Here is a 24919-nt window from a genome sequence, read left to right on the forward strand (position 1 = left end):
GGGGTGGCTGTAAAGGGGATAAAGAAATGGATTTAGAAGAACAGGTTATGGGTATCATCATCAATGCAGGCCAGTCACGTAGCCTGTGTTACGAAGCACTGCGTCATGCCAAGCAAGGTCATTTTGATGAGGCCGAGGGCTTGATGAAGGAAGCCCAGACGTTTGCTAACCAAGCTCACTTGGTACAGACCCAGTTGATTGAAGCTGATGAGGGTGAGGGGAAAACCAAGATGACACTGATTATGGTTCATGCCCAAGACCACCTAATGACCTCTATGCTGGCCAAAGAGTTGGTCGCAGAGCTCATCGAACTGCACCGCAAAGTTCAGTGAGTTAAACAAAGCGAGAGGGACAATGGGCCCTCTTGCATAAACACCTTTACCATCAGTAACGTTTCATTATCGCCGAGCTTTTTTGTTCTCTTCCCAGTGAGATGAGATAGCTGAGCCATGCTGAAGCAAACATAGTAAAGAATAGATTGAGGGGGAGGGCAGATGTTGCAGTTAGGACTGGGTATCGGCGGGACAAAAATTGAGGGCGTGGTGCTGGACGCGCAGGATGACACGGTGCTTTGCTGGCGCATACCCACCAGCCTTGCTACTGCGGTAAAGATAACGGTATCGAGCGTTTTATTTCAGGGACTGGGTTTACTGAGCAATACCCAGATTGTTAAAGCCAAATTTGGTGACAGCAGTGGTGCGCGCGGGGCTGCATGGCTGCCGTCGATGCATGCCGAGGTTGCCTGAACGGTTGTGGGCTATTAGGCGTTTGACTGCGATTGAACTGCTTTGCATGTCTTTTGGGAAACCAACGGAAACCCCCCGAGATTAAAGAGATTTTTTGGCGTGGTGGAATGAATGTTGTAGGGGCTATGGTATGATAGATATGTGCTGCTTCTGGGTGGGCAAAGGCCGGCCAGGTGCAGTAGGGAATTTTGGGTAACAACGATGTAGTACGAATCATGGCAACTATCACTGATGTTTCAAAGCTAGCCAATGTGTCTAAGGCCACGGTCTCCCGTGTGCTCAGTGGTACGCGTGGGGTAAAGGAAGAGAGCCGCTCGGCGGTACTAAGGGCTGTTGAGGCGTTAAACTACCGGCCAAACGTTGCTGCGCAGAACTTGGCGAAGCAAGTCTCTCACTATATCGGTGTCGTGTTGCCATCGGCAGAGGCAACCAACGTTGCCAACTACCTGCCGTTGCTATCCAAAGGTTTAAAGTCCCTCAATAAATTTATGCTGCTCCACTATGCCAGTGATGCCGAAGATCAGCGCCGAGTCATTGATGAGCTGCAAGATCAGTGTGAAGCCATCATTGTCATGGGGGCACCACCGGCTGGCCCTCGGCCCGCTAATGTTGTCCACTTTGATAATGTGTGCATTGAAGGCAGCGTAGTCAGTGGCTATAACTATGCCTTTGCTACCGAAAGCGCCTGTCGCTATGTACTCGGTAAAGGTCACCGTCACATTGCCCTGCTCGTTGATGATGCCAAGGAGGCCGCCAGCCAGCAGATGCTGGATGGCTATCGCAGTGCGCTACAAAACCTTTCTATCCCGTTCAACCGCCTGCTGGTGGTGGAAGCCAAAAACGATGTTGAGCAAGGGTTGCTGGCCCTGATCAACAGCTTTACCAAGTACACGGCTTTGGTGGTGAAACGAGATAGCCATGCTGCCCAAGCGATGCGCCTAATGCGTGAATTCAATATTGCGGTGCCGCAGGAAGTCTCGATCATCAGTTTGGAAGATTCACCGCTGGCAAGTTTACTGTATCCACCGCTGACGTGTATCAGTTATCCCACTGAGGCCTTGATTGATGATTGCCTTAAGCGGGTACAGAGCATTGTTGAAGGTAAGCCCCTGCCAATCGAGCAACCCCCTACTGTTGCTGGTCGGCTGGTAGCCCGTTCGTCAGTCACAACACTCACTTAATTCCGATACCAACAGTCTTTGCTGTGAACCGTGATGTCGAGCCACGTCATGGTAGGAACTTGTATTTCGAATCAAACCCAATTGTATTATTATAATCTCTATCGATAGTTTGTCTTTGGATAGGCTCTGCTCGCCCATCTCTCCCAACCGGAAATTGCCATGTCTCACACCTTGCTGCCGAACATTATTGAGTTTCTGACCCATGTCGATCCTTTCGATAAGTTGCCTCAGGACTGCCTCGAAAAAATCGCGGGTTGTATCAAGATTAATTATCTCGGCCAGGGGGAGCGTATCGCTTTCTCGACCGACCAGAAAGAGTGCTATCTCTATATCATCCGCACCGGTGCGATGGAGCAGCGTAAATCTGATGGGGTGCTCAGGGCCAAGCTGGGTGAGCAAGATATTTTCGGTTTTAGTTTCCTGCAAACCGAAGGTGACAGTAGCAAAGCGGAGATGGCTTATACGGCAACTGCGATGGAAAACGCCCTGCTTTATTTGATTCCACACAGCAAGCTAAAGCATATCCTGCGTTCTTATCCGGAATATGCCCAGCACTTTGCTGCTCAGGCGCAAGTACGTATTCAATCCGCACTGAGTGTGGTGTGGTCGGATGATGAAAAGGGTTTGTTCTTCAAAACCGTCGCAGAGGTTGCCAGTGATAAGGTCGCTGTTGTCTCGGCAACGATGTCGATCCAACAGGCCGCCTACCGAATGACAATTGAAACGCCGTCGCCCGTTGCTGTGGTGAAGGATGGCAACACCCTTGTCGGGGTGATGACTGATCGGGATATGGCCAAGCGGGTACTGGCCAAATGTGTTGATCCTAGCCGGCAGATCCAAGAAGTGATGACACCCAATCCACTGACTGTCGCGCCGGATGACTTGGTGATGAAAGCGGCCTCTTTGATGATGCAGCACAATGTCCGCAGCTTGCCGGTGGTGAAAGAAGGTCAAGTGGTCGGGGTGCTGACAACAACCCACTTAGTGCAAAAACACCGAGTACAGGCAATCTTCTTGATTGAAAAAATCAATTATATCGACTCGCTGGAAGAGCTGGTGGAATTGGCGCCAGAGCGGCAGGCCATTTTTGAAGCCCTTATTGAGGGGAATGTCGGCTCCGAGATCATCGGCCAGGTCATGGCGATGATCATGGATACGTTCAATCGCCGTATTTTGCAATTAGTCGAAGCCAAGATGGGACCACCACCGTGTGAATATGCTTGGGTGGTTGCGGGCTCCCACGCCCGTAATGAGGTCCATGCTTTGTCGGATCAGGACAATGCCATTATCTTGTCTGATGATGTGAGCGACGATCAGCGGATGTATTTCAAGTTGCTGGCGATGGATGTCTGCAAGTGGATGGACGCCTGTGGTTATAGTTTGTGTAGCGGCAACTATATGGCATCGGTTCAAAAGTGGTGCCAGCCATTGTCGGTGTGGAAGACCTACTACTCAAAATGGGCGGAAAACCCAGAGTACGAGCGACTGCTTAATATTACGGTTTTCTTGGAAGTCAGGGCTATCTATGGGCAAACTGAGTTATCGGAAGAACTCCAAGCGCACTTGATGAGCCTACTGGGAGAGAACAGCAGTTTCTTGAGTATTTTGACCAAGGATACCGTTGCTACCCAGCCACCACTCGGGATCTTTAATAAGTTCGTATTGGAAAAAAATGGTGATCAGAGCAACACCCTCAATATTAAGAAGTACGCTCTGAACTTGATCGTCGATTTGGCGCGGATCTACAGTTTGTCAGTGGGCTGCACCCTGACCGGTACCGAGGAGCGCTTTCAGTATGCTTTTGATCACGGCAGCCTGAGCGAAGAAAGCCTTAAGGATATTATTGGCGCGTACCGTTTTATCACCCGGGTACGCTATAGCCATCAACTTCAGGCCCTGAAAAATGGCGACGTGGCGGATAACCACATTTCTCCTGATATGTTTGGGAGCTTTGAGCGTAAGCACCTTAAGGATGCATTCCGGATCATTGCGGAACATCAGGATGCAGTAAAGCTGCGTTTCAGCCAAGCCTAATAAGAATAGGAATTTCAGTATAATGAAACGCATGCTGTCGTATTTTAAGCCGCTGAACCGTTTAGCCAGAGCCCAAACGAAATGGCGAGATACTCACGCCTCTAATCCGTCTTTCGAGTTGCTTGCCCAGTTGCCTAGCACTGAGCTGCTCGCACCTAATGCCTCGTTATTTGAGATCGATATTCTGTGCCTAGACTTCGAAACGACAGGGCTTAACCCCAACAAAGATCAGATCTTGAGTATTGGTTATGTCGAGATGCAAAAGGGGATGCTTAACCTGAGCAGTTGTGAAGAAACCTTTATCAAAGACAGCAGTGGCATCAATGCCCAATCGGCGGTTATCAATCAAATTACCCCAGAAATGCTGACAACCGGCCAGGCGTTAGATGAGGCGATGGAAGGGTTGTTTGCAACAATGGTGGATAAGATTGTGTTGGTCCACGGTTTGACCGTCGAAAAGTCCTTCCTTGAGCACTACCTGCAACAGCGGTTCGGCATCGCTATGCCGCCATTGCTATGGCTGGATACCTTGCTGATTGAGAAAATGCTGGTGACCAATCGCCATATGCGAGAAGAAGGTGACTATAGGTTGTCTTCTATCCGCCAGCGCTATGGCTTGCCGGAGTACCCTAGCCATGGTGCCTTGATTGATGCGGTTGCCACCGGCGAGTTGCTGTTGGCACTGATGAGCAAGTGTTTTGGCCAATCGAAACCTAGGCTGGAAGAGGTGTATGACATCCACCACTATGAATTGACGACCAACGGATAAGTTTTACGAGGGGCCTGAGTCGCCCTTTATACTTTACATTTAAGCGGTTTCAATATCGCTTGTTTTCTCTTGCTCTCCAGAAAGTGAGAATCTGATTTATAGTTAAGATGCGATCCAAAGAGTGAGAGCATCTGATGAAAGACCGGGAAAGAGTCAGCATAACGTTGTGCTTTCAAGCATTCTTAATAGGATGTGCTTTTTTGGCCTTGATGGGGTGTGAAAGCCGTATGTTTACTCGCAGCGATGCTGAACCGCCTATCAACCGTCAATATATGGAGCTGTACCGTACCTCGGAAATGATCGACAGGCCGCCGCCTGAGGTTTATCACTATCCCCGCCCGCCTGTTGGTTAAGTGACATTTTTTCATTCGTTTTGATATAGCGCCTTTATTGCCTGTACTTGCGCCTGTTTGTTGCAGCCTTTATCCAGATAAAAAAAAGCCCCAGTCTATGACTGGGGCAAATGGATCCGTTAATGTAATTACTTTGGCAAGTAACTAATAAAAATCAAAATGATCGACTAAAATCAGAAAATTCATCGGGGGGGAGCAATTACTGTACTTTGGCAACAGCGTCTTTCACTAGCAGACCTAGCTCAGCCCACTGCTTGTTGTCGATAAGGTCACCAGGAACCATCCACGTACCGCCACAAGCCAGTACAGAAGGTACGGCTAGGTAGTCATCGATGTTGCTTAGGCTAACACCGCCAGTTGGCATGAATTTAACTGGGTATACAGCAGTCAGTGCTTTAAGCATTGAAACGCCGCCAGAAGGCTCAGCAGGGAAGAACTTAAGGGTACGTAGACCCATCTCCATTGCTTGCTCAACCAGGCTTGGGTTGTTAACACCAGGAACGATAGCAACGCCTTTTTCCTGGCAGTATTTTACCGTTGTTGGGTTGAAGCCAGGGCTTACGATGAAATCAACACCGGCATCGATAGCTTGGTCAACTTGCTCTTTAGTCAGAACCGTCCCAGCACCGATCAGCATTTCAGGGAATTCTTTACGCATGTTGCGGATAGCTTGAACCGCTGCTTCTGTGCGGAAAGTGATTTCAGCACAAGGCATGCCGTTGTCAACCAGGGCTTTACCGAGTGGGATCGCATCTTCAGCGTTTTTGATAGCAATAACAGGGATGACTTTCAGCGCAGCTAGTTTGTCGTTTAGGTTACTCATAATTCTTTACTCTCACTTAGTGTCGTGTGTTAAATCGTTGGCATTGCGTCGGCAGGGATAACAGCACCACGGTATTGGATAACCGTCGAGGCAACCTGATGACCAGCATGTGCGGCTTGAGTCGCTGAACCGCCGGTGAAGCGCTTGGCTAGGTAGCCACCGCTGAACGAGTCACCTGCCGCAGTCGTGTCGACAACGTTGTCAGCAACAAGTGCAGGCACAAATACGTTCTGTTCGCTGGTCACAACCAAGCAAGCATCTTTACCACGCTTAATAGTCAGCTCTGTAACACCGGCACCTTGGGTACGTTCGATACATTCTTCGAGCGTTTCATCGCCGAACAACAGCTGCTCGTCATCAAACGTCAGTAGTGCGATGTCAGTAAGGGATAGCATGCGAAGGTAGGCTTCTTGTGCTTCTTTCACACAGGCCCATAGCTTTGGACGGTAGTTGTTGTCGAACAATACCTTGCCACCTTTGCCTTTGAAATCTTCAAGGAAAGTAAATAACTGCTCACGGCTTTCGGCCGTTAGGATCGCTAGGCTGATACCACTTAGGTAAATCGCATCAAAAGCCATTAGGTTGTTCAGCAGATCTGCACTTTGCTCTTGTTCAAGCAGGTATTTTGCTGCTGCATCGTTACGCCAGTAGTGGAAGCTACGCTCGCCAGTGCTGTCGGTTTCGATGTAGTAAAGGCCAGGAAGTTTACCTTCAAGGCGCAGCACCAAGTCAGTATTGATCCCTTCCTTGTTCCAAGCTGCCAACATTTCATCACTGAAGCTGTCGTTACCTAGGGCTGTTACGTAAGTGGTGTTGATGTCATGGTCCTTAGTAAGACGAGACAGGTATACCGCTGTGTTAAGGGTATCACCACCAAAGTTACGGGTTAGTTGGTCATTGGCTTGTTGCAGTTCAATCATGCACTCGCCAAGAATGGCAATGTTCATTGTAGCCATACATACTCCGGAAAAAGGTGATGGGAAGGGCACTGGTGACCTTCCCATAAGGGGAATTACTTCAAAAAGTCCTGACGAACAGGTGAGAACATGTCTAGAAGGATGCTGCCTTCCTCTAGTGCTACCGCACCGTGAACCGCTAGCTTCTTAGCGATGTAAGCGTCGCCTTTTTTCAGTACGCGCTTCTCACCGTCAACTTCAGCTTCGAAGCTACCTTCTACCACGTAGCCAATCTGGTCATGGATATCGTGGGCGTGTGGGTGGCCGATTGCGCCTTTTGCGAAGATTAGGTGTACCGCCATAAGGTCTTCAGTGTGGCCAACGATTTTACGTTTGATGCCATCGCCTAGGTCTTCCCACTGAGTGTTGTTGATCTCGAAAAACATTGTGTGATTCTCCCGAAAGATAATGTGTTAAAATAATACAATTGAAAGTAGGGTACAAAGGGTCAGCCTTTGCTGATGTTATTGTTTAAGCCGCACTCGTCTCGGCTGCGGCGTCAGGCTTTTTTCTAGAAGCACTCACCAGCAAGATACCGACCGTTAGTACGATAGAGCCACACAAAATAAACAGTCCACGGCCTGATGGGTCGTTTGGAATCAAGGCCATTGCTAGAATACCGAAGCCTGCAACACTGATTAGGTTACCAAGCATTGAACGCTGGGCTGTATCTAGCGATTGCTGCTCGTCACCACCAGATACAAGTGGGGTATTCCAGTTTTCAAATAGTTTCTCGACTTCTTTCTCACGCTCAACGGTCAAGCCTTTGTAGAAGAATTTGGTCATAATGAACCAACCACCTGTAAACACAACGTGTGCTGCTAGGCTTAGGCCAACCACTAGGTCACTCCACTCACGGCCAGTTAGTGGCTGTTCAAGGCCGAATAGGCTCTCGATGTGATGGGCTTTTAGTGCAATACCGAAGATGAAAGAAACAACACCACCAACGATTAGTGTTGACCAACCGGCCCAGTCAGGAGTCTTGCGAATCCACATACCCAGCAGGACAGGGATAAGCATTGGGAAGCCAATCAATGCACCGATGTTCAATACAATATCGAACAGGCTCAGGTGACGCAGTGAGTTAATGAACAAACCAATCGAGATGATGATGAAGCCCATCAAGATAGTGGTTAGTTTAGAAACAATGATCAGCTCTTTCTGGTTCGCGTGTGGGCGGAAGATTGGCTGATAGAAGTTACAAACAAAGATACCCGCATTACGGTTCAGGCCTGAGTCCATTGAAGACATGGTTGCAGCGAACATGGCAGACATGAGGAGACCAACCATACCGGCAGGCATCACATTCTGCACAAAAGCAAGGTAAGCGGCATCACCGGCTTTGTCACCCATTGATGCGTACTGCGCAGCAAAGTCAGGCATGAATGCACTGACGTACCATGGTGGAAGGAACCAGATAATTGGGCCTACAACCATTAGGATACAAGCAAGACCTGCCGCCTTACGCGCATTTTCACTGTCTTTCGCTGCAAGGTAGCGGTAAGCGTTGATGCCGTTGTTCATCACACCGAACTGCTTAACAAAGATGAAGACAACCCAAAGGATGAAGATACTGATGTAATTCAGGTTGTTACCAATCAGGAAGTTACCCTGGAAGTTATCAACAATGTTACCAATACCGCCACCGTGGAAGTACGCTGCAATCGCACACGTGATGGTTACCGCCATGATCACCAGCATCTGCATGAAGTCAGAGGCGATAACGGCCCAAGAGCCACCTGTTACCGCCATCCCCATCAGGACGATACCCGTAAAGACAATGGTTGCCTCCATTGGGATGTCAAATACAGCGGCAACAAAGATTGCCAGGCCGTTTAACCAAACACCTGCTGAAATCAGGCTGTCAGGCATGCTCCCCCAAGTGAAGAATTGCTCTGTGGTTTTACCAAAACGCATACGGATGGCATCAATCGCTGTCACCACGCGTAGCTGACGGAATTTTGGTGCGAAATACAGATAGTTGAGGAAATAACCGAAGGCATTTGCTAAGAACAAAATAACTACGGCGAAACCATCTGTAAATGCTTTCCCTGCTGCACCAGTAAACGTCCATGCTGAAAATTGAGTCATGAAGGCGGTAGCACCTACCATCCACCATAACATCTTGCCTCCCCCCCTGAAGTAATCACTGGTAGAGGTGGTGAATTTTCTAAACATCCACCCGATAGCGATCAGAAATAGGAAATAGGCCAGAACTACGAAAGTATCAATGGTCATCTTTTTCAGCCTTAAGTTTATCGAATTGGCGGTAGTGTAATAATTGAAAAGTTATATTGTAATACAAGTGGGTTGTTTTCGTGACCGCCATCATATTTATTTTTACGTGCTTCATTGTTCACTACCTTCATAGCCCTGCCGATATCCTTAATAAACAATGCCTTATGTGTTGATTTTGATGTGGATCAATACGGGTATTGAAATGTGATAGCTGTCGAGTTTTTTCAAAACAGTAGTGAAACAAAAAACCATTTGTATTATTTTATGTGTATCGAAGAGGTGCGTATACGCTCTAATCTAGAGGTCAACATGAACACTACTCTCCAGCCAGTATTATTCAATCACGATGAAGTTGCTGATTTATATAAAGAAATCGGTAGTTCGTCATTAATGGGAAAAACTATTGAGAGGCTCCAGACTGATCTTGAGCAATATATGGGGTTGCCAATGGATGTTCCCGGACAAAGTGAAGCCGGGGGCTATGAACATAATAAGCATCGGCAAAACTACCATTACATTAATCTTGCTGGTCGTTTGTTCCTGATCACTAAAGATGAGCGTTATGCCGAGTATGCGGGACAATTGTTGACCCAATATGCAGACAAATACTTACAGCTCGACTTTCATGTTCAGCGTAACACTAACCCCCCTGGTCGCCTGTTTCATCAGATGCTGAACGAGCACATGTGGCTTATGTATGCAAGTTTAGGCTATTCCTGTATTAGTACATGGCTGACTGGTTCGCAGCGTGAACACATCGTTGAATACTTATTCAAACCCATGCTTCACGTTGCCACAGAGAAATATGACTACGATTTTGATCGCATTCATAACCATGGTATCTGGGCTGTAGCCGCTGCGGGGATCTGCGGTCTTGCCATCGGTGAACGCAAATACCTTGAGATGGCTGTATATGGGTTGAAGGGTGACGGTAAGGCTGGTGGTTTTCTTGCACAGTTGTCAGAACTGTTCTCGCCATCGGGCTACTATATCGAAGGGCCGTATTATCATCGCTTTGCCATTCGTCCATTGGCGGTTTTTGCTGAGGTGCTGCACCGCCATATGCCTGAGTTGGATATCTACAACTACAAAGGGCAGGTGATTAAGCAGACCACCCAAGCATTGCTGGCGACGGCTTATCCCAATGGTCTGTTTCCGGCCTTGAATGATGCATCCAAATCCATGGGGATCACCGATATGGGGGTCGTGGTCGCGGTGAGCATGGTCTTCAAGCGTTACGGCTTTGATAAGAACCTGCTTGGAATGGCACAAATTCAGGAGCAGGTGTGGATGCACCCTTGCGGTCAAGTATTGTCTGAAGCGTGCGATGCCGAAGCGAATATTGAGCCGCCATTTTGGCCAAGCGTTGAGTTGAATGAAGGTCCTGATGGCACATGTGGTGCGCAAGGTTTCCTGCGTATGCAAGGCAATGACAAAGACATTTGCCAGCTTTCGATGAACTACGGTCAGCACGGTATGGGGCATGGCCACTTTGATACCTTGGGTGTTGCATTTTATAGCCGTGGTCAAGAGGTTCTGCGTGAATACGGTTTTGCCCGTTGGGTCAATATCGAACCGAAGTTTGGTGGCCGCTACCTTGATGAGAACAAGAGCTACGCCCGCCAGACGATTAACCACAATGGTGTGACGGTAGATGAAGGCTGCCAGAACCATTTTGCTGTCGATCGTGCTGACCGCATGCACGGAAAGCCGCACTTCTTTATTGGGGAAGGCACAGAACTTCAAGCAATGAGTGCCTTTGCTGACGAACATTACCCCGGTGTGGGAATGCAGCGTACTGTGATGCTGCTTAAATCAGACCAGCTGGAAAATCCGTTGCTGATTGATCTGTATCGTTTGACCAGCGATAAGCCGCATCAATATGACTATTCGCACCAGTATCAAGGTCAGATCATCCGCACCGACTTTGAATACAAGACTAATTCTGAATTACACCCATTGGGTGATAATTATGGTTACCAACATCTATGGAACCTTGCCCGCGGCGAAGCGGGTAGCCATGCCTTAGTGAGTTGGTTGCAAGGCAATAGTTACTATACCTGGCTTGGCACCAGCTCACGCATTGACAATGAGGTGATCTTCACCCAGACCGGTGCCAATGATTCGCAGTTTAACCTGCGTCATGAAACCAGTTTTATTATGCGAACCACCGGCAAAGATTTGCTGTTCGCCTCGGCATTGGAGACCCATGGTTACTTCAATGAAGCGGTGGAAGCGTCTGTCGATGCCCGTGGCAAGCTTAACAATATTGACGTTCTCGCGCACAACGAGACAGGCTCAGTAGTTGCCATTGAAGGGGAAGGTATCCGCTTTATTGTGATGGTGAGCAACCAGCCAAATGTGACCGACACAACCGAACATCGAATTATCATTAACGACAAGACTTATAGCTGGAAAGGATTCCTTGCTGTTGAGCAGGAGACGAAATAATGACGTACCAACCACTATTGATCAGCTTTGACGAAGCCGCAATCCTTCGCGAAGATCTGGGTAAAGATACCCTAATGGGCAATGCACTTGCCCGTGATATTGAACAACTGGAAGACTACATCGCAACGGTTGGTATTGAAGTACCAGGCCATGGCGAGGGTGGTGGTTATGAGCACAACCGCCACAAGCAAAACTACATCCATATGGATATTGCTGGTCGTTTGTACTTGATCACCGAGAACGAAGCGTACCGTGACTACATTCGTAACCTATTGGTAGCGTATGCAGAGGTTTACCCGTCACTTGAGCTGAACGTCAGCCTTGACAGTAACCACCCAGGTCGTATCTTCCACCAGACGCTGAACGAGAACATGTGGATGCTTTATGCATCATGTGCGTACAGCTGTATCCACCACACGCTGACTGATGATGAGCGTAGCTTGATCGAAAACGATCTGTTCCAGATCATGGCAGATATGTTTGTCGACACTTACGCGCACGACTTCGACATTATTCACAACCACGGTCTATGGGCCGTTGCGGGTGTGGGTATTTGTGGCTATGCCATCCAGAATCAAGAAATTGTTGATAAAGCACTGTATGGTCTGAAGGGCGACAGCGTCAGCGGTGGCTTCCTGGCCCAGCTGTCTCAGTTGTTCTCGCCAGATGGCTACTACATGGAAGGCCCTTACTACCACCGTTTCTCTTTGCGCCCAATCCAACTGTTTGCTGAAGCTATTGAGCGTCGTCAACCTGAAGTGGGTATTTTCGCCCACAAAGACGGTGTCATTAAAACAACGAGTTATGCGGTAATGTCAACGGCATTCCCTGACGGTACGCTACCGGCGTTGAACGACTCGTCTAAGACGATGGATATCAATGATGAAGGCGTTTTAATTAGTACAAGTGCTTGTTTTGGCCGTTACGAAGAAGATGCCAACCTGTTGGCGATGGCTGCACACCAGCAAGATGTGTGGGTACATATTTCTGGTAAGAAATTGTCTGACGCGGTAGCAAAAGAAGAATCTATCCCGGCATTCAACTGGGGTAGCCTGTTCGTAACAGACGGCCCTGACGGCGACAAGGGTGGTCTGACTATCCTGCGTCACCGTGACAGCAAAGACCAAGACACGATGGCGTTGCTATGGTTTGGCCAGCATGGCTCTGATCACCAGTACCACTCTGCGCTAGACCACGGCCACTACGACGGCTTGCACCTAAGCATATTCAACAAAGGCCATGAAACGCTTCACGATTACGGCTTTGGTCGTTGGGTAAACGTTGAGCCTAAGTTCGGTGGTCGCTACATTCCAGAGAACAAGAGCTATTGTAAGCAAACTATTGCGCACAACACAGTCGTTGTTGATCGCAAGACCCAGAACGAATTCAACACAGCAATGGCTGAATCGCGTAACGGTGAACTGCACTTCTTCAAAACTGACAACGAAGACTTCCAGGGCATGAGCGGCATCGTACGCGAATACTACGCAGGTGTTGATATGCAGCGTAGCGTGCTACTGGTGAAAGTGGACGGTATTGAGAACCCTTTGGTGATTGACCTTTACCGATTGATCACTGAAGACGAGCACGAGTATGACTTCCCTGTTCACCACAAGGGGCAGATCATCCGTACCGATTTCGAATACCAAGGCAATGCTAGCTTGAAGCCTATGGGTGAAAGTGACGGCTACCAGCACATTTGGCAGGTAGCGCAAGGCCAAGTGTCTGCTGACAGTACGCTGGTTAGCTGGCTAGCTGACAGCAGCTACTACAGCCTAGTTAGCTCTGCTGGTAACGATAGTGAAGTGATCTTCGGCCGTCTTGGTGCGAATGACCCTGATTTCAACCTGCGTTCTGAGCCAATGTTCGTATTGCGTCAGAAAGCGAAATCTCATCTTTTCGCCAACGTACTAGAAACGCACGGTTACTTCAACGAAGCGGTTGAAGCATCGGTTGATGCTCGCGGTAAGGTTGCACGCGTTGAAGTGGTGGGTATGGATGATGTTGCATCAGTGGTTCGTCTTCACCTTGTTGACGCTCAGGTACTGACCTATGCCGTATCGAACCAAATCGGTGGTCTGCAAGACGGCAAGCATGAAGTGAGCTTTGCCGGTGAGACCTTTAGCTGGGAAGGTCCATACGCGCAGCTGTAACAAACACTCATTAAGTGTGATTAATGAAAAGCCGGGCTTGCCCGGCTTTTTTGCGTCTATAACCTGAGTGTCGCCTATAACACCTAGGTTGGTTCAAAGCCCAAATCAGAAATTTGCTAGGTCTTTTGTATTATTAATAGGGGTGGTGGTGATGTTGAATACCAAAAAAGCATGATACACGTCACGCTCTAGCAATGCTTTTGTTAATAATCTTAAATTATAACGCTTTTATGCTCTTGGTATATTGTATTACAAGGGGCGTAATCTTATAATGAGACCATCAATCGAGATAGCTGTTCCTCAAATGGCTACCCTGAGACTGACTTATTATAACAATCTACTTCCTAACTTAAGCTTTGCCTTGTTAAACAGCGCTCTAGGACGGAGCGCTATTTTTTTAACCTCTCTCCCCTTCTACCCTCTTTGTTTATGAAATTAAGTTTTATTTTTTTTGATTTAACGTTTTGCGTTTTTGTCTGTGTTGCCTTATGATGTACGCATCAATCGAGATAGCCGTTCCTCAATGGCTACCCTGAGACTGACTTATTATAACAACCTACTTCCTAACTTAAGCTTTGCCTTGTCTAACAGCGCTCTAGGACGGAGCGCTATTTTTTTGCCTGTATTTCACGCCTGAAGTTGTTTTCTGCTTCCGCTTGTATTCAACTATTTAGCCGTTCAAACACCAGCCAAAACCTCCCGCGTTGCTTTTGCATACACTCATGAACAACTCGGGGTGCAGTGAAGCTACCTCGGTTATTGGGAGCAGGCGGAGACCTTAACCAGATACGTCACTGGAATGGGGTGAGATCGATGTCTTCTAATGCACTGACAGACTGGATCGTTGGGTGTTGTGACAACCGTTTGAGGTAGGCAGCCAAATGCACAAAGTGCAGGGGGGATTTCTTGATAGGCAGTGACCATTCCGCCAGCATGAACAGGAAGAAGTCGCAGGCGGTGAGGTTATCACCTAATAAGTAGGTGTTGCCTGCCAGTTGGTTATCTATCACCGCTAAAGCATCGGCGATGCGTTCATCTTGCGCGGCAATGACATTGGGAATGGTACTTTCGTCATTGGTGTGGCGGTGAGGGTAGTAGCGAACCATCAACTCTGCCTGTAGGGTGTTGTTAAGATAGGTTAACCATTGGAAAAATAAAGGACGTAGTTGACTACCTAGTTCCGGTATTAAACCATGCTCTGGATGTCGTTCACATAGGTGGATACAGATAGCCGGGCTTTCAAAAAGTGCCATGCCATTATTAACTAAGGTAGGGATCCGGCCTGCCGGATTGAGTTTCAGGTATTCAGGGGACTTTTGTGAATTGGCTTTCTTGTCGACCAACACCAACTCGTATTCCAGTCCCATATGGTGTAGCAATAAGTGGGGAGCTAAACTGGCATTATTGGGGTAATAATACAGTTGGTACATGGTATTCTCCTTAGTGGTAATGGATCAAACAAATGGCTTGAGTAGTTCACGAATAACGGGCAGTACTGAGAGTACCAATAAGCCCGACATGGAAAAGTTGAACCATCTACGGTGTACGTGATTATTTAAATGCTTTTTTAGCCATGACCCAAAGTACAACCAAATTCCTACACAAGGAAAAGACACAATCAAGAATGTACTCGCGAGAATCAGTGTTTGAGTTGTAAATTCACTGCCAGATACCGTGAAAGCCGCAATGGCACCGGTGGCTACCACCCATGCTTTGGTATTTATCCATTGAAATAAGGCACCATTAAGAAAGGTTAATGGCTGCGATTGTTCTTTTGAGCTAAGCCCACCACTTGAGCTTGAAATAAGCCATGCTAAGTAAAGGAGATACAGAATACCTGATATCTTTATGATGGTGTGCATGCTGGGAAATAGTTCGAAGACCTGACCGAAACCAAAACCGACAAGCAGCAGCATAAAGGAAAAGCCGATACATATTCCGCACAATACAGGCAAACTTTTTTTAATGCCAAAGTTTAGACCTGATGTCATTACTAGAATATTATTGGGGCCAGGAGTTGCTGATGATACAACCGCAAATAATACCAGCGAGTATATGTAGTCCATTATTTTTTATATTCCCCTAGGGTATGCTGGTCTCTATATTTAATTGCCCTTCTAGCCCGGCCTCTCGGTGGATACTAAATGCCTTAAATTCATCGGAGTTGACCATGTCTAACAATGCTTGTCGTGACGGGTATTTTACAATGACGAAAGCGTCCCATAATTCATCAACTTCGCCGATGATTAACCCTGTAATGTCTGAAAAGAATACCACTTCGGCACTATATTTATTCAGGACTTCAACCATCGACTTACTGTAAATTTCATAGGCTTCTTTGCCGGAGAGGTTGGTTGTCCGGCCATCAGAATATTCAGCTTGTTCACGGAATTTAAATAAATTAAGCAGGTGAATTTCGCCAGTGTCCGGCTCAGTATTGAGTCTCGCTAGTTGTTTATCTGAAGGATAAAGTTGATTGATAACATCCATATACTCTCCAACACATTGCAGAATTTTTTGTTGTTCTTCCTTGCCTTTAATATGAAGAGAAGTAACTAAAAGGTAAAGTTGAATATGAAATTAATCGTTTTTTTGCGGCCGATATGCAGTGTAGAAGCAGCGCACCGGATGGCGCGCTGTGATTGCGTTATAAGCCTTCTAGCGCTTCCAGCGATTCAGGTAAAATCTGACCGCCGTCGACGACCAGGGTTTGCCCGGTAATATAGCCGGCTTCATCGGAGGCAAAGAACAGTGCAGTATTACCGATATCGTCGACATCACCCAAACGATTGAGCGGAATGGAAGCGGCCATGGTATTGAGGTAGTCCTGGCCAAGGTCCTGCAACCCTTCGGTATAGATATTGCCTGGCATGACCGCATTGATGGTAATGCCGCTGCGGGCAAGTTCGATTGCTGCCGTTTTGATAAAGCCCAATTGACCGGCCTTCGAGGCGCCGTAGTGGGACCACCCTGGAAAGCCTGTGATAGGTCCGGTAATCGAGGATGTTACGATGATCCGGCCTTTACCTTGTTCCTTCATAAATGGGGTAACGGCCTTAACGCTTAGGAACAGGCTCTTGAGGTTGGTGTTCATTACCTGATCCCAATCCTCAGGTTCCATATCGCAAAGGCTAGCTTGCGGGAAGATCCCAGCATTGGCACATAGAATGTCAATACGGCCATATTTTTCTTTGACATATTCTGCCATTTTCTGCATTTGCTGCCAGTCACTGACATCGGTAAGAAAATATTCAGTGCTGAACCCCAGCTCGTTAAGTTCAGTCGTCGTTTGTTGTGCTGATTCCTCACCACGAGCAACGATAACCACATTGGTACCTTGGCGGGCGAAGACCCTTGCGATGCCCTTGCCGATCCCTTTGCTTCCACCTGTGACTATAACCGTTTGTCCTTTGAGCGAGTTGAGCATGAAATACCTTCTTCAATTATCGATTGCGATTCCTCGAGTGGGTATGATAACGGGAGGTTAGTATGTTTTTATATACTATTTTGTAATAAAAGTTATACAGGTGCTTATTCAAATTGGTACAGGATTCGGCTAATGTGCGCGCGGAGGAAAAGGCAGAACAATGATCAAGGATATCAACCTTAACAGTGGCTGCTGATATGACAGGCCTGTGGTGTTAAGAACTCAGAATGAGGGAGCGAGATGAAAAATGACTGTATATATCCAAGCGACTTAGGGTGCCTCTTGGGTATATACAGTTAGCGTGAGACGGCGAGTTACATGACTTCGCTTGGCAGGCGATGTTTCTCTTCTTGAAGCAGGAATTGCGATGCAGCACGGGCTTTGTCAGCGTTGCCTGCCATGATGGCATCATAAATAGCTCGGTGTTCATTAATACAAACGCCGCCATCCTTTGATGAATGGTGAATGAAGCTCATGAAAATGGTCGCCATAACATTACCAAAAGGAAGGTAAAAGTCGTTCCCTGTTGAGAAAAAAATCAGGCGGTGGAAGTGCATATCGACCTCTGCCCAGCGACCTTGGTCAAAGTCAGCAGCAATATCACACATCTGTTGGAAGGTTTCAGATAGCTCGATACGTTGCTCTGCAGTCGCATTACGGGCAGCAAGCGCGCATGCTTCTGGCTCGATGGCTTTACGCAAGCCTAGGAACTGGTGATAGAAGACCTCGGCATTTTCTAAACCTTCCATCCACTCCAGCAGTTGAGGGTCTAGGAAATTCCAGTTCAGGCGATTAACGACTTTGGTACCGATCTTTGGTTTGGATTCAAGAAGGCCTTTTGAAGTCAGAAGCTTAACGGCTTCACGCAAAGCGGTACGACTGATGCCGAATTGCTCACAAAGCGTCATTTCTCCAGGGATCACTTGGCCTTGCGCAAGTTGGCCAGAGAGAATGCGACGGGCGATTTCACGGGCCACCTGAACATGCAGGCTGCGTTTGGATCCCGCAATCGCGGTAAAACTAGAAGACATGTTAATCCTTGGTTCGATAACAATATGTATGACTATATGACTACAGTATACTGGATTTCGTATTTTTACTTGAGTAGTTTCGAATTTGTCAGGCAAAAAAGCCGACTTTCGTCGGCTTTTTATCGTAATAAACTTTGCCGTTAGGGGCAATTACTAGCGACAAAATTGTCAGAGCTTTGTTAGAGCGATGTACGGTAAGTGCGTTATCTGCTTTAGACATCGTGACTAAATATCGTAGCTAAACCTCTTTGGGACCGGTATACCGTTTATCGAAATTCGATATTGAATGAGTGACTGATTAGAAACGGTAAGTAATACCGACACGGCTACGTAGTTCTCGGGTGTCATTATTGTTGCCGTTTGCATCTTTACGGTTGTAGTTCGCATCACCGAACTCAACATAAGGGCTCCAAGCGCCAGGGCGGTAGCGGATGCTGATGTTGTTTTCGTAGTTAGTGTCTTTACCATCGTAAAGCTCGTAACCTTCCGCTTTGTAGTAGTTCATTTCTAGGCCGAACTGCCAATCGTTCATGCGGTAGCCCACATTACCGGTCACTCGGTGGCGCTTGTCTGTGCTGTTACTATTGCTGTAGGTTTTGAAGTCGTGACGGTAGCGACCGCTTAGTGTCAGGCCTTCTACTTGTTCAAAGGCGTAAGTTAAACGAATTTGCGGCTTATAAGTCATACCGCTGCTACGGCCTTCAATTGGCATTCCTGGTTGAAGGGTCCAATTGCCGTTACGGAAGCGGTATCCCCAGTCAAACTCCCAGCCATTGTTTTGCAAGTCTTCCATAAACTTACCATCAGCACCTTTAAACTTCAGTTCACCACTGAAATACAGATCACCAATGCTTTCGTTGATTTTAACCCGGCTAGCATGCTGCTCTGATTTTCCTTTGTATTCGTGACGGAAATCGATTGAAGCTGCGCTGACTTGACCTGCAATAAGCGAAGAGCCAATAAGTATCATCAGGGGAGAGTGTTTGAACATAATATTTATTCCTGAATTGTAAGGTGTTATCAAATAAGTAATACAATACTATTATTTTGTTTTTTGCTGTCAATCAGGGTCTAGGGCTGTTTGTGATCATGATCAACGGTGAGTATGATCACGGCTTGCTTTTAATATCTTTATAATTCAATTGGATGGATGGTTGGTGGTGAGTATTTTTGTTATTGATTTTATGGTCGTAAACGTGAAGCAGATCAATAATAGTAAGACATATTAATTTTAATAAACATAGTCGAGCTTCTTTAGTATCACATGTAAACACTTTAAGTGGCTGAAATTAAAGGGTTTAATTGTTTTGTGTTACTTTTGGGGTGAATTATTCGTGATCGTTATCCCGATTAAAGAATATTGTAGTACAAGTTTGCCGTTGGAGTTTTTATAGTATAAGCAAATTACTACTCAAAAGGACTTCAAACGATGGATCTTAATATCATGATCGTCGGTATTTACTTTCTATTTCTGATTGCAATAGGCTGGATGTTCCGAACATTTACCAATACCACCAGTGACTACTTCCGCGGGGGAGGCAGCATGCTGTGGTGGATGGTAGGTGCTTCGGCATTTATGACCCAGTTCAGTGCGTGGACATTTACTGGTGCGGCGGGTAAAGCCTATGACGATGGTTTCGCTGTTGCGATCATCTTCTTGGCTAATGCTTTTGGCTATCTGATGAACTACCTATACTTCGCGCCGAAGTTCCGCCAGATGCGTGTGGTTACCGTTATCGAAGCGATTCGTTTGCGTTTCGGTAAGCACAATGAGCAGGTATTTACCTGGTCAGGTATGCCAAATAGCGTTATCACTGCGGGTATTTGGCTAAATGGTCTGGCGATTATTGCTTCCGGTATTTTTGGTTTCGATATGACCATGACAATCGTCCTAACGGGTCTGGTTGTACTCATCATGTCTGTAACAGGTGGTTCATGGGCGGTTATTGCATCTGACTTTATGCAGATGGTTATCATCATGGCAGTAACCGTTACCTGTGCGATTGTCGCAATTATCCAGGGTGGTGGTGTTGGCGAGATCGTTAACAACTTCCCTCTGGAAGACGGTGCATCTTTTGTATCAGGTAACAACCTTAACTACCTAAGCATCTTTGGTATCTGGGCATTCTTCCTTTTCTTCAAGCAGTTCAGTATCACCAATAACATGCTGAATTCATACCGTTACCTAGCGGCCAAAGATTCTAAGAATGCGAAAAAAGCAGCACTGCTAGCGTGTATCCTGATGACGATGGGTCCACTAATCTGGTTCATGCCTTCTTGGTTCATCGCTGGTCAAGGTGTTGACCTCGTCGCTCAATACCCAGACGCGGGCTCTAAAGCGGGTGACTTTGCCTACCTATACTTTGTTGAGCAGTATATGCCTGCAGGTATGGTTGGTTTGCTTATCTCCGCGATGTTTGCAGCAACCATGTCTTCAATGGACTCTGGTCTTAACCGTAATTCAGGTATCTTTGTTAAAAACTTCTACGAGCCAATCGTACGTCCAAATGCGTCTGAAAAAGAGCTGGTGGTTGTTTCTAAATTGACTTCTACTTTCTTCGGTATCGCAATCATCCTGGTTGCCCTATTTATCAACTCACTGAAAGGACTAAGCCTGTTTGACACCATGATGTATGTGGGGGCACTTATCGGCTTCCCGATGACTATTCCTGCATTCTGTGGTTTCTTCATCAAGAAGACGCCTGATTGGGCTGGTTGGGGTACGCTGGTTGTCGGTGGTATCGTTTCATACTTCGTTGGTTTTGTTATTACCGCAGACATGATTCAGAGCTGGTTCGACCTTGAGCCGCTTACAGGCCGAGAATGGGCTGACCTGAAAGTCGCTATCGGTTTGATTGGTCACCTGATCTTCACTGCTGGTTTCTTCATTGTATCGACTGTGTTCTACAAGCCGCTAACGGAAGAGCGCCAGAAGGACGTTGACCGTTTCTTCAATAACCTAGCAACACCGTTGGTTGCTGAATCCACTGAACAGAAGAAGCTGGATAACAAACAGCGCCGCATGCTGGGCTCACTGATCGCGACAGCGGGCGTGGGTGTGATGGCCATGTTTGTCCTGCCGAACCCATTCTGGGGCCGAATGATTTTTGTTCTGTGTGGTGCCATTGTTCTGGCTGTTGGTCTGCTGCTGGTTAAGGCGGTGGATGAGAAAGTCGAAGCAAATGCTGAACTAGCGACTGAACAGGATTAAGGAGTGAGCATGTTGAAACGTACGTTAACCTCAATGGCTATTGCCGGTGCTTTGTTTGCCGCTCCAGTGTTTGCTGTAGACGGTACACCCAATACCGTATTCTTCGATGCTGATTTGATTGCCGAGAGCAAGGCGCGTATTCACAACGATACGGCGACTGAAGAAGCGCAGGCAAGCTACCAGCGCCTGCTGGACGAAGCGGAAGCGGCAATGAAAGTAGGGCCCTTGTCGGTGACCGACAAGACCCTGATGCCGCCAAGCGGCGACAAGCATGATTACTTCTCTATCAGCCCATACTGGTGGCCGAACGAGAAGACCGAAGACGGTTTGCCTTGGATTCGCCATGATGGCAATACCAATCCGGACTCGAAAACAGATGCTACTGACTCAGTGCGCATTGGCTTGTTCACTCGCTCGGTAAGGGCGTTAGGTGTGGCGTATTACTTCTCGGGTGAGGAAAAGTACGCCGAGCAGGCCGCTGACATGCTTCGTCATTGGTTTATTAACCCTGAGACACGCATGAACCCGAATGTACGTTACGCACAAGCGGTTCCGGGTGTCGATGACCAGCGTCGCAGTGGCATGATTGACTCACGTAGTTTCTCTGACCGTTTGGTTGATGCTCTGGCACTGATTGAGCTGTCGGATCACTGGACCGAGCAAGACGATACGGCGATGCGGGCATGGCTCAATGACTTCCTTGATTGGCTGATCACTTCCGAGCAAGGTACGGCTGAGCAGTTTTCGCCAAACAACCATGGCACTTGGATGCAGGCCCAAATTGCCGGTATTGCCTACTACCTCGGCCGTGAAGACATTGCCAAGATGACCGTTGCGCAAACTAAGTGGCGTATCCGCGAGCAGCTGGATAGCAAGGGGACTCAGCCAGAAGAGCTGGCACGTACCCGAGGCTACCACTATAGCTACTTCAACCTGGATGCGATGGCGTATTTGGCGCAACTTGGCGATAAGCTGGGTGTCGATATCTGGAACCATGATTATCGTGGTCGCAGCATGAAGTCGGCGATTGATTACGTGGCGCAATACCAGCGTATCGAAGATTGGCCGCACGCTGACAACGATGTGAAGAAGGGCCGTTTCCAGACCTACCGTATGTTGACGGTATATCGCAAAGCAGATTTGGCCTGGGGTACCGACTACTACGATCAGGTTATCGAGAAGATTGGTTTTGAAAATGCCGAGTTAAATAACCTGTCCCAAGTGTGGGCCGAGCGAGACGCATACCTGCTGTATCCAAAACTGTAACCCCCTCCCTGTAATTCCCGGGCGGTAATCCTGCCGCCCGGAATAAGGAACCTAAAATGAAAAAACACACGCCTATCACGCTGGCATTGCTGGCTGCGCTGTCTTTCAATGTGCATGCAACTCAAGATTCATCAGCCTCGGTACCCGTTCAGCGGCCTGAGAACGCTGTTGAACCATCAGTGGCTAACGTTTCACTGCAATCACTCACTGCTGAGCAGTTAGTTGAAGCCGCGACCCGCGAAGTCGTTGATATCGCAAGCGTAGAGTCTGCCAATGAAGCCGCCGTTAAGGCGCTGAAACAGCAACTTGAAAATGCCAAGTCGGGCGAAGTGATCACTATTGCGCCGGGTCGTTATGCTAACTTGGGCGTGGTAAACCTGACTGCGGATGATATCACGGTGAAAGCAGAGCAAGCCGGTACGGTTTTGCTGACTGGCTTGGTACAGCTGGTAGCCAAAGGCGACGATATTACGCTTGATAGCCTAGTGTTCACGGAAGGTGGTCCAGCTGAACGCTTTGGTGGCGTGCGTCTGGAAGGTATGCGCAATACGTTACAGAACTCAACGTTCTACTACTTCAATGATGACTACACGTACGAACCGGACGAAAGGCGTAGTGAGTACCCACGTTTTTTGTGGGTGTCGTTGTGGGGCAAAGATAGCAAGGTTGTCAACAACCGCTTCGAGGGCAAGCACAAACGCGGCACCTTGATTGGTATCCAGAAGAATATTGACGATAAGGCGGATAACCACCTTATCGAAGGCAACATCTTTTATTCCCAGAAGAAGAATCGCTACAACGAGTTGGCGATCAAAGAGGCGGTACGATACAACGGCAACAGTTGGGAAGCGATCCGCATCGGTGACTCGAAGAGCAGCCAGTGGCCTTCTCGCACCCAGTTCGTGAACAATCTGCTGGTGGACTCCGACGGTGAGCGTGAACTGATCTCTATAAAATCGGGCGAGAACCGCATTGCCGGCAACACCATTTTTGAAAGCGCCGCGATGATTTCGCTACGCCACGGCAAAGCGAATACGGTTGAGAACAACGTGATCATTGGTAACAACAAGCAAGATACTGGTGGTATCCGTATTTACGATGAAAATCATGTTGTCCGCAATAACTATCTTGTAGGCTTGCGCGGTTCCGGTGGCCAGATCGCCGGTAACGCCGATGTGCGCGGTGGTGTGGTGATCAACACCGGCATCATTGATGTGAAGAACAACGAGCAGCTTGACCAAGCAGTCAAGGGCAAAGAGCTGAACAAGCAGTGGACACCGAAAAATGTCATCGTGGAAAACAATACCATGGTTGATGTTGAGTTCGGTATGGTTCACGGCAACCAGGGCCACCGTGTCAGCCTGTTTGATAACAGCCAAGTGGAAACCGTCTTTACTGGGGATAAGATCCAGTTTAGCCAGAACGTCGTGTATAACCTCGATGAAACCTTGCAGGCATTACGAGCTGATCTTGCAACGCCGTTGACTGAGCCAATGTATTCAGGCGAAACCTACTTTGGTCAGGTACATGGTATCGACGGGGTGCCAGAGGGCGTCTCTCAACAAAAACCAAACTACACCAAGGTTGGCGACTTCTACCAGTTCGCTGAAGGTGGCGCGGACGTATCAAAACTTCATGTACTGACCGCGGATGAAATCGGCCCAAGTTACCGCTTGAAGGCTGCCCCTAAGAGCTAATTTTCGAGTTTGCTCATTTGACGTCACCTTCATGACGATAAACGATGAAAGCCTAGAGAAAGGGCAGCCCAGTTCACACTAGGCTGCCTCTTTTTTTATTGCTTGGTGATGAAACCCGTTGAAAAATCCACGTTGACTTGCAGGCTCTGGTTATCTTGCGCTAATCCGGTTAGCCACTGCTCGCCACCTTCAACACTCATGTACTGGCGGTAAGGTGTTGCTTGGCCGACATCATAATCAAATCGTGTGATGTTTTCTGTGGCTTCAACCACCTGGCATTGGGACATCCGAGCCAACGGCCCTTCAAGGGGAGATTCAACAACTGGGCTTTCAATCGCTGTGGCCCTGACGCCAGCGTCACCACGCGCCGTCGTAAGGTTCGCCGGTAAAGCCCTTGCTATCGACAGGGCAACAGTGCTCTTCGGGTTTATTGCGATCCCTGGTCAGGCGCACTCCATGCTCTGGGCAGAAGTCATAGAGGTTCCACGTCGCGCGGTTGTCGGGTGGAACTAAGGTATCTGATGATAAAACGACATGGTTATCATCAATGATTTGTTGGATGACTTCTTCTGAAGCACGAAGG

22 protein-coding genes and 1 pseudogene are annotated in these 24919 nt (G+C 47.8%); 11 read left to right on the forward strand and 12 right to left on the reverse strand.

Annotated elements, in window-relative coordinates:
- Positions 1–26: 26 nt before the first annotated feature.
- From chbA to C9I99_RS27555, 6 genes are all read left to right on the forward strand, one after another.
- Complete coding sequence (gene chbA / locus C9I99_RS12690) at positions 27–332, forward strand: PTS N,N'-diacetylchitobiose transporter subunit IIA (protein WP_107349252.1); 306 nt, start codon at positions 27–29, stop codon at positions 330–332.
- Positions 333–494: 162 nt separating this feature from the next.
- The gene (locus C9I99_RS12695) at positions 495–746 is read left to right on the forward strand and encodes a hypothetical protein (protein ID WP_107349253.1); all 252 of its coding nucleotides are present in this window, start codon (positions 495–497) and stop codon (positions 744–746) included.
- Between the two features lie 215 nt (positions 747–961).
- Positions 962–1927 (forward strand): LacI family DNA-binding transcriptional regulator, encoded by a 966-nt coding sequence (locus tag C9I99_RS12700; RefSeq protein WP_107349254.1) that lies wholly within the window; start codon positions 962–964, stop codon positions 1925–1927.
- Positions 1928–2086: 159 nt separating this feature from the next.
- The gene (locus C9I99_RS12705) at positions 2087–3961 is read left to right on the forward strand and encodes a DUF294 nucleotidyltransferase-like domain-containing protein (protein WP_107349255.1); all 1875 of its coding nucleotides are present in this window, start codon (positions 2087–2089) and stop codon (positions 3959–3961) included.
- 22 nt (positions 3962–3983) lie between these two features.
- On the forward strand, positions 3984–4730 hold the full coding sequence (locus C9I99_RS12710) for a 3'-5' exonuclease (RefSeq protein ID WP_107349256.1): 747 nt from the start codon (positions 3984–3986) through the stop codon (positions 4728–4730).
- 227 nt (positions 4731–4957) lie between these two features.
- Complete coding sequence (locus C9I99_RS27555; protein WP_275937928.1) at positions 4958–5083, forward strand: hypothetical protein; 126 nt, start codon at positions 4958–4960, stop codon at positions 5081–5083.
- Positions 5084–5282: 199 nt separating this feature from the next.
- Here the strand turns inward: C9I99_RS27555 and C9I99_RS12715 are convergent, their stop codons facing one another.
- The 4 genes from C9I99_RS12715 to C9I99_RS12730 all read right to left on the reverse strand — a co-directional run bounded on the left by C9I99_RS12715 (position 5283) and on the right by C9I99_RS12730 (position 9100).
- Positions 5283–5906, reverse strand: a complete 624-nt coding sequence (locus tag C9I99_RS12715; protein WP_107349257.1) for a bifunctional 4-hydroxy-2-oxoglutarate aldolase/2-dehydro-3-deoxy-phosphogluconate aldolase — start codon at positions 5904–5906, stop codon at positions 5283–5285.
- Positions 5907–5935: 29 nt separating this feature from the next.
- On the reverse strand, positions 5936–6862 hold the full coding sequence (kdgK, locus tag C9I99_RS12720; RefSeq protein WP_107349258.1) for a 2-dehydro-3-deoxygluconokinase: 927 nt from the start codon (positions 6860–6862) through the stop codon (positions 5936–5938).
- Positions 6863–6918: 56 nt separating this feature from the next.
- Entirely contained in the window at positions 6919–7248 is a 330-nt protein-coding gene (locus C9I99_RS12725; RefSeq protein WP_107349259.1) for a cupin domain-containing protein, read from the reverse strand.
- An 85-nt stretch (positions 7249–7333) separates the two neighbouring features.
- The gene (locus C9I99_RS12730) at positions 7334–9100 is read right to left on the reverse strand and encodes a sodium:solute symporter family protein (RefSeq protein ID WP_107349260.1); all 1767 of its coding nucleotides are present in this window, start codon (positions 9098–9100) and stop codon (positions 7334–7336) included.
- 309 nt (positions 9101–9409) lie between these two features.
- On the opposite strand from C9I99_RS12730, the gene C9I99_RS12735 reads away from it, so the two are divergent.
- Positions 9410–11551, forward strand: coding sequence for a heparinase II/III domain-containing protein (locus C9I99_RS12735; protein WP_107349261.1), 2142 nt, complete (start codon positions 9410–9412; stop codon positions 11549–11551).
- Entirely contained in the window at positions 11551–13704 is a 2154-nt protein-coding gene (locus tag C9I99_RS12740) for a heparinase II/III domain-containing protein (RefSeq protein WP_107349262.1), read from the forward strand. The genes C9I99_RS12735 and C9I99_RS12740 overlap by 1 nt, the downstream gene beginning before the upstream one ends.
- A gap of 791 nt (positions 13705–14495) precedes the next feature.
- On the opposite strand, the gene C9I99_RS12745 is transcribed toward C9I99_RS12740, so the two are convergent.
- From C9I99_RS12745 to C9I99_RS12770, 6 genes are all read right to left on the reverse strand, one after another.
- Positions 14496–15134 carry a glutathione S-transferase family protein gene (locus C9I99_RS12745; protein ID WP_107349263.1) on the reverse strand — a complete coding sequence of 213 codons (639 nt, stop codon included), beginning with the start codon at positions 15132–15134 and terminating at the stop codon, positions 14496–14498.
- A 24-nt stretch (positions 15135–15158) separates the two neighbouring features.
- Positions 15159–15770, reverse strand: coding sequence for a LysE family translocator (locus tag C9I99_RS12750; protein ID WP_107349264.1), 612 nt, complete (start codon positions 15768–15770; stop codon positions 15159–15161).
- Positions 15771–15786: 16 nt separating this feature from the next.
- Positions 15787–16194, reverse strand: a complete 408-nt coding sequence (locus C9I99_RS12755) for a DUF1330 domain-containing protein (protein WP_107349265.1) — start codon at positions 16192–16194, stop codon at positions 15787–15789.
- A 157-nt stretch (positions 16195–16351) separates the two neighbouring features.
- Entirely contained in the window at positions 16352–17131 is a 780-nt protein-coding gene (gene fabG / locus C9I99_RS12760) for a 3-oxoacyl-ACP reductase FabG (protein WP_107349266.1), read from the reverse strand.
- A gap of 314 nt (positions 17132–17445) precedes the next feature.
- Entirely contained in the window at positions 17446–18162 is a 717-nt protein-coding gene (locus C9I99_RS12765; protein WP_107349267.1) for a FadR/GntR family transcriptional regulator, read from the reverse strand.
- A gap of 298 nt (positions 18163–18460) precedes the next feature.
- Complete coding sequence (locus C9I99_RS12770; RefSeq protein WP_107349268.1) at positions 18461–19153, reverse strand: oligogalacturonate-specific porin KdgM family protein; 693 nt, start codon at positions 19151–19153, stop codon at positions 18461–18463.
- 438 nt (positions 19154–19591) lie between these two features.
- Between C9I99_RS12770 and C9I99_RS12775 the strand changes: the two genes are divergently transcribed.
- Genes C9I99_RS12775 through C9I99_RS12785 form a run of 3 tightly spaced genes read left to right on the forward strand, consistent with a single transcriptional unit; the run spans position 19592 to position 24336 of the window.
- On the forward strand, positions 19592–21373 hold the full coding sequence (locus C9I99_RS12775) for a sodium:solute symporter family protein (RefSeq protein WP_107349269.1): 1782 nt from the start codon (positions 19592–19594) through the stop codon (positions 21371–21373).
- Between the two features lie 9 nt (positions 21374–21382).
- Positions 21383–22639 carry an alginate lyase family protein gene (locus tag C9I99_RS12780; protein ID WP_107349270.1) on the forward strand — a complete coding sequence of 419 codons (1257 nt, stop codon included), beginning with the start codon at positions 21383–21385 and terminating at the stop codon, positions 22637–22639.
- Between the two features lie 56 nt (positions 22640–22695).
- Positions 22696–24336, forward strand: coding sequence for a polysaccharide lyase 6 family protein (locus C9I99_RS12785; RefSeq protein WP_107349271.1), 1641 nt, complete (start codon positions 22696–22698; stop codon positions 24334–24336).
- A gap of 95 nt (positions 24337–24431) precedes the next feature.
- Here the strand turns inward: C9I99_RS12785 and C9I99_RS12790 are convergent, their stop codons facing one another.
- Together C9I99_RS12790 and C9I99_RS27630 are read right to left on the reverse strand one after the other, a co-directional pair.
- On the reverse strand, positions 24432–24623 hold the full coding sequence (locus tag C9I99_RS12790) for a hypothetical protein (protein WP_107349272.1): 192 nt from the start codon (positions 24621–24623) through the stop codon (positions 24432–24434).
- 73 nt (positions 24624–24696) lie between these two features.
- A pseudogene (locus C9I99_RS27630) lies at positions 24697–24897 on the reverse strand (heparinase II/III domain-containing protein); the annotation flags it as partial.
- Positions 24898–24919: the final 22 nt, after the last annotated feature.

The sequence above is a fragment of the Photobacterium lutimaris genome, from assembly GCF_003025555.1.
Taxonomy (GTDB): Bacteria; Pseudomonadota; Gammaproteobacteria; order Enterobacterales; family Vibrionaceae; genus Photobacterium; species Photobacterium lutimaris.

Excerpts from the sequence above, each read along its gene's own strand:
- chbA (WP_107349252.1), top strand. The coding sequence starts at position 27 with ATGGATTTAGAAGAACAGGTTATGGGTATCATCATCAATGCAGGCCAG.
- C9I99_RS12695 (WP_107349253.1), top strand. The coding sequence starts at position 495 with ATGTTGCAGTTAGGACTGGGTATCGGCGGGACAAAAATTGAGGGCGTG.
- C9I99_RS12700 (WP_107349254.1), top strand. The coding sequence starts at position 962 with ATGGCAACTATCACTGATGTTTCAAAGCTAGCCAATGTGTCTAAGGCC.
- C9I99_RS12705 (WP_107349255.1), top strand. The coding sequence starts at position 2,087 with ATGTCTCACACCTTGCTGCCGAACATTATTGAGTTTCTGACCCATGTC.
- C9I99_RS12710 (WP_107349256.1), top strand. The coding sequence starts at position 3,984 with ATGAAACGCATGCTGTCGTATTTTAAGCCGCTGAACCGTTTAGCCAGA.
- C9I99_RS27555 (WP_275937928.1), top strand. The coding sequence starts at position 4,958 with ATGTTTACTCGCAGCGATGCTGAACCGCCTATCAACCGTCAATATATG.
- C9I99_RS12715 (WP_107349257.1), bottom strand. The coding sequence starts at position 5,906 with ATGAGTAACCTAAACGACAAACTAGCTGCGCTGAAAGTCATCCCTGTT.
- kdgK (WP_107349258.1), bottom strand. The coding sequence starts at position 6,862 with ATGGCTACAATGAACATTGCCATTCTTGGCGAGTGCATGATTGAACTG.
- C9I99_RS12725 (WP_107349259.1), bottom strand. The coding sequence starts at position 7,248 with ATGTTTTTCGAGATCAACAACACTCAGTGGGAAGACCTAGGCGATGGC.
- C9I99_RS12730 (WP_107349260.1), bottom strand. The coding sequence starts at position 9,100 with ATGACCATTGATACTTTCGTAGTTCTGGCCTATTTCCTATTTCTGATC.
- C9I99_RS12735 (WP_107349261.1), top strand. The coding sequence starts at position 9,410 with ATGAACACTACTCTCCAGCCAGTATTATTCAATCACGATGAAGTTGCT.
- C9I99_RS12740 (WP_107349262.1), top strand. The coding sequence starts at position 11,551 with ATGACGTACCAACCACTATTGATCAGCTTTGACGAAGCCGCAATCCTT.
- C9I99_RS12745 (WP_107349263.1), bottom strand. The coding sequence starts at position 15,134 with ATGTACCAACTGTATTATTACCCCAATAATGCCAGTTTAGCTCCCCAC.
- C9I99_RS12750 (WP_107349264.1), bottom strand. The coding sequence starts at position 15,770 with ATGGACTACATATACTCGCTGGTATTATTTGCGGTTGTATCATCAGCA.
- C9I99_RS12755 (WP_107349265.1), bottom strand. The coding sequence starts at position 16,194 with ATGGATGTTATCAATCAACTTTATCCTTCAGATAAACAACTAGCGAGA.
- fabG (WP_107349266.1), bottom strand. The coding sequence starts at position 17,131 with ATGCTCAACTCGCTCAAAGGACAAACGGTTATAGTCACAGGTGGAAGC.
- C9I99_RS12765 (WP_107349267.1), bottom strand. The coding sequence starts at position 18,162 with ATGTCTTCTAGTTTTACCGCGATTGCGGGATCCAAACGCAGCCTGCAT.
- C9I99_RS12770 (WP_107349268.1), bottom strand. The coding sequence starts at position 19,153 with ATGTTCAAACACTCTCCCCTGATGATACTTATTGGCTCTTCGCTTATT.
- C9I99_RS12775 (WP_107349269.1), top strand. The coding sequence starts at position 19,592 with ATGGATCTTAATATCATGATCGTCGGTATTTACTTTCTATTTCTGATT.
- C9I99_RS12780 (WP_107349270.1), top strand. The coding sequence starts at position 21,383 with ATGTTGAAACGTACGTTAACCTCAATGGCTATTGCCGGTGCTTTGTTT.
- C9I99_RS12785 (WP_107349271.1), top strand. The coding sequence starts at position 22,696 with ATGAAAAAACACACGCCTATCACGCTGGCATTGCTGGCTGCGCTGTCT.
- C9I99_RS12790 (WP_107349272.1), bottom strand. The coding sequence starts at position 24,623 with ATGTCCCAATGCCAGGTGGTTGAAGCCACAGAAAACATCACACGATTT.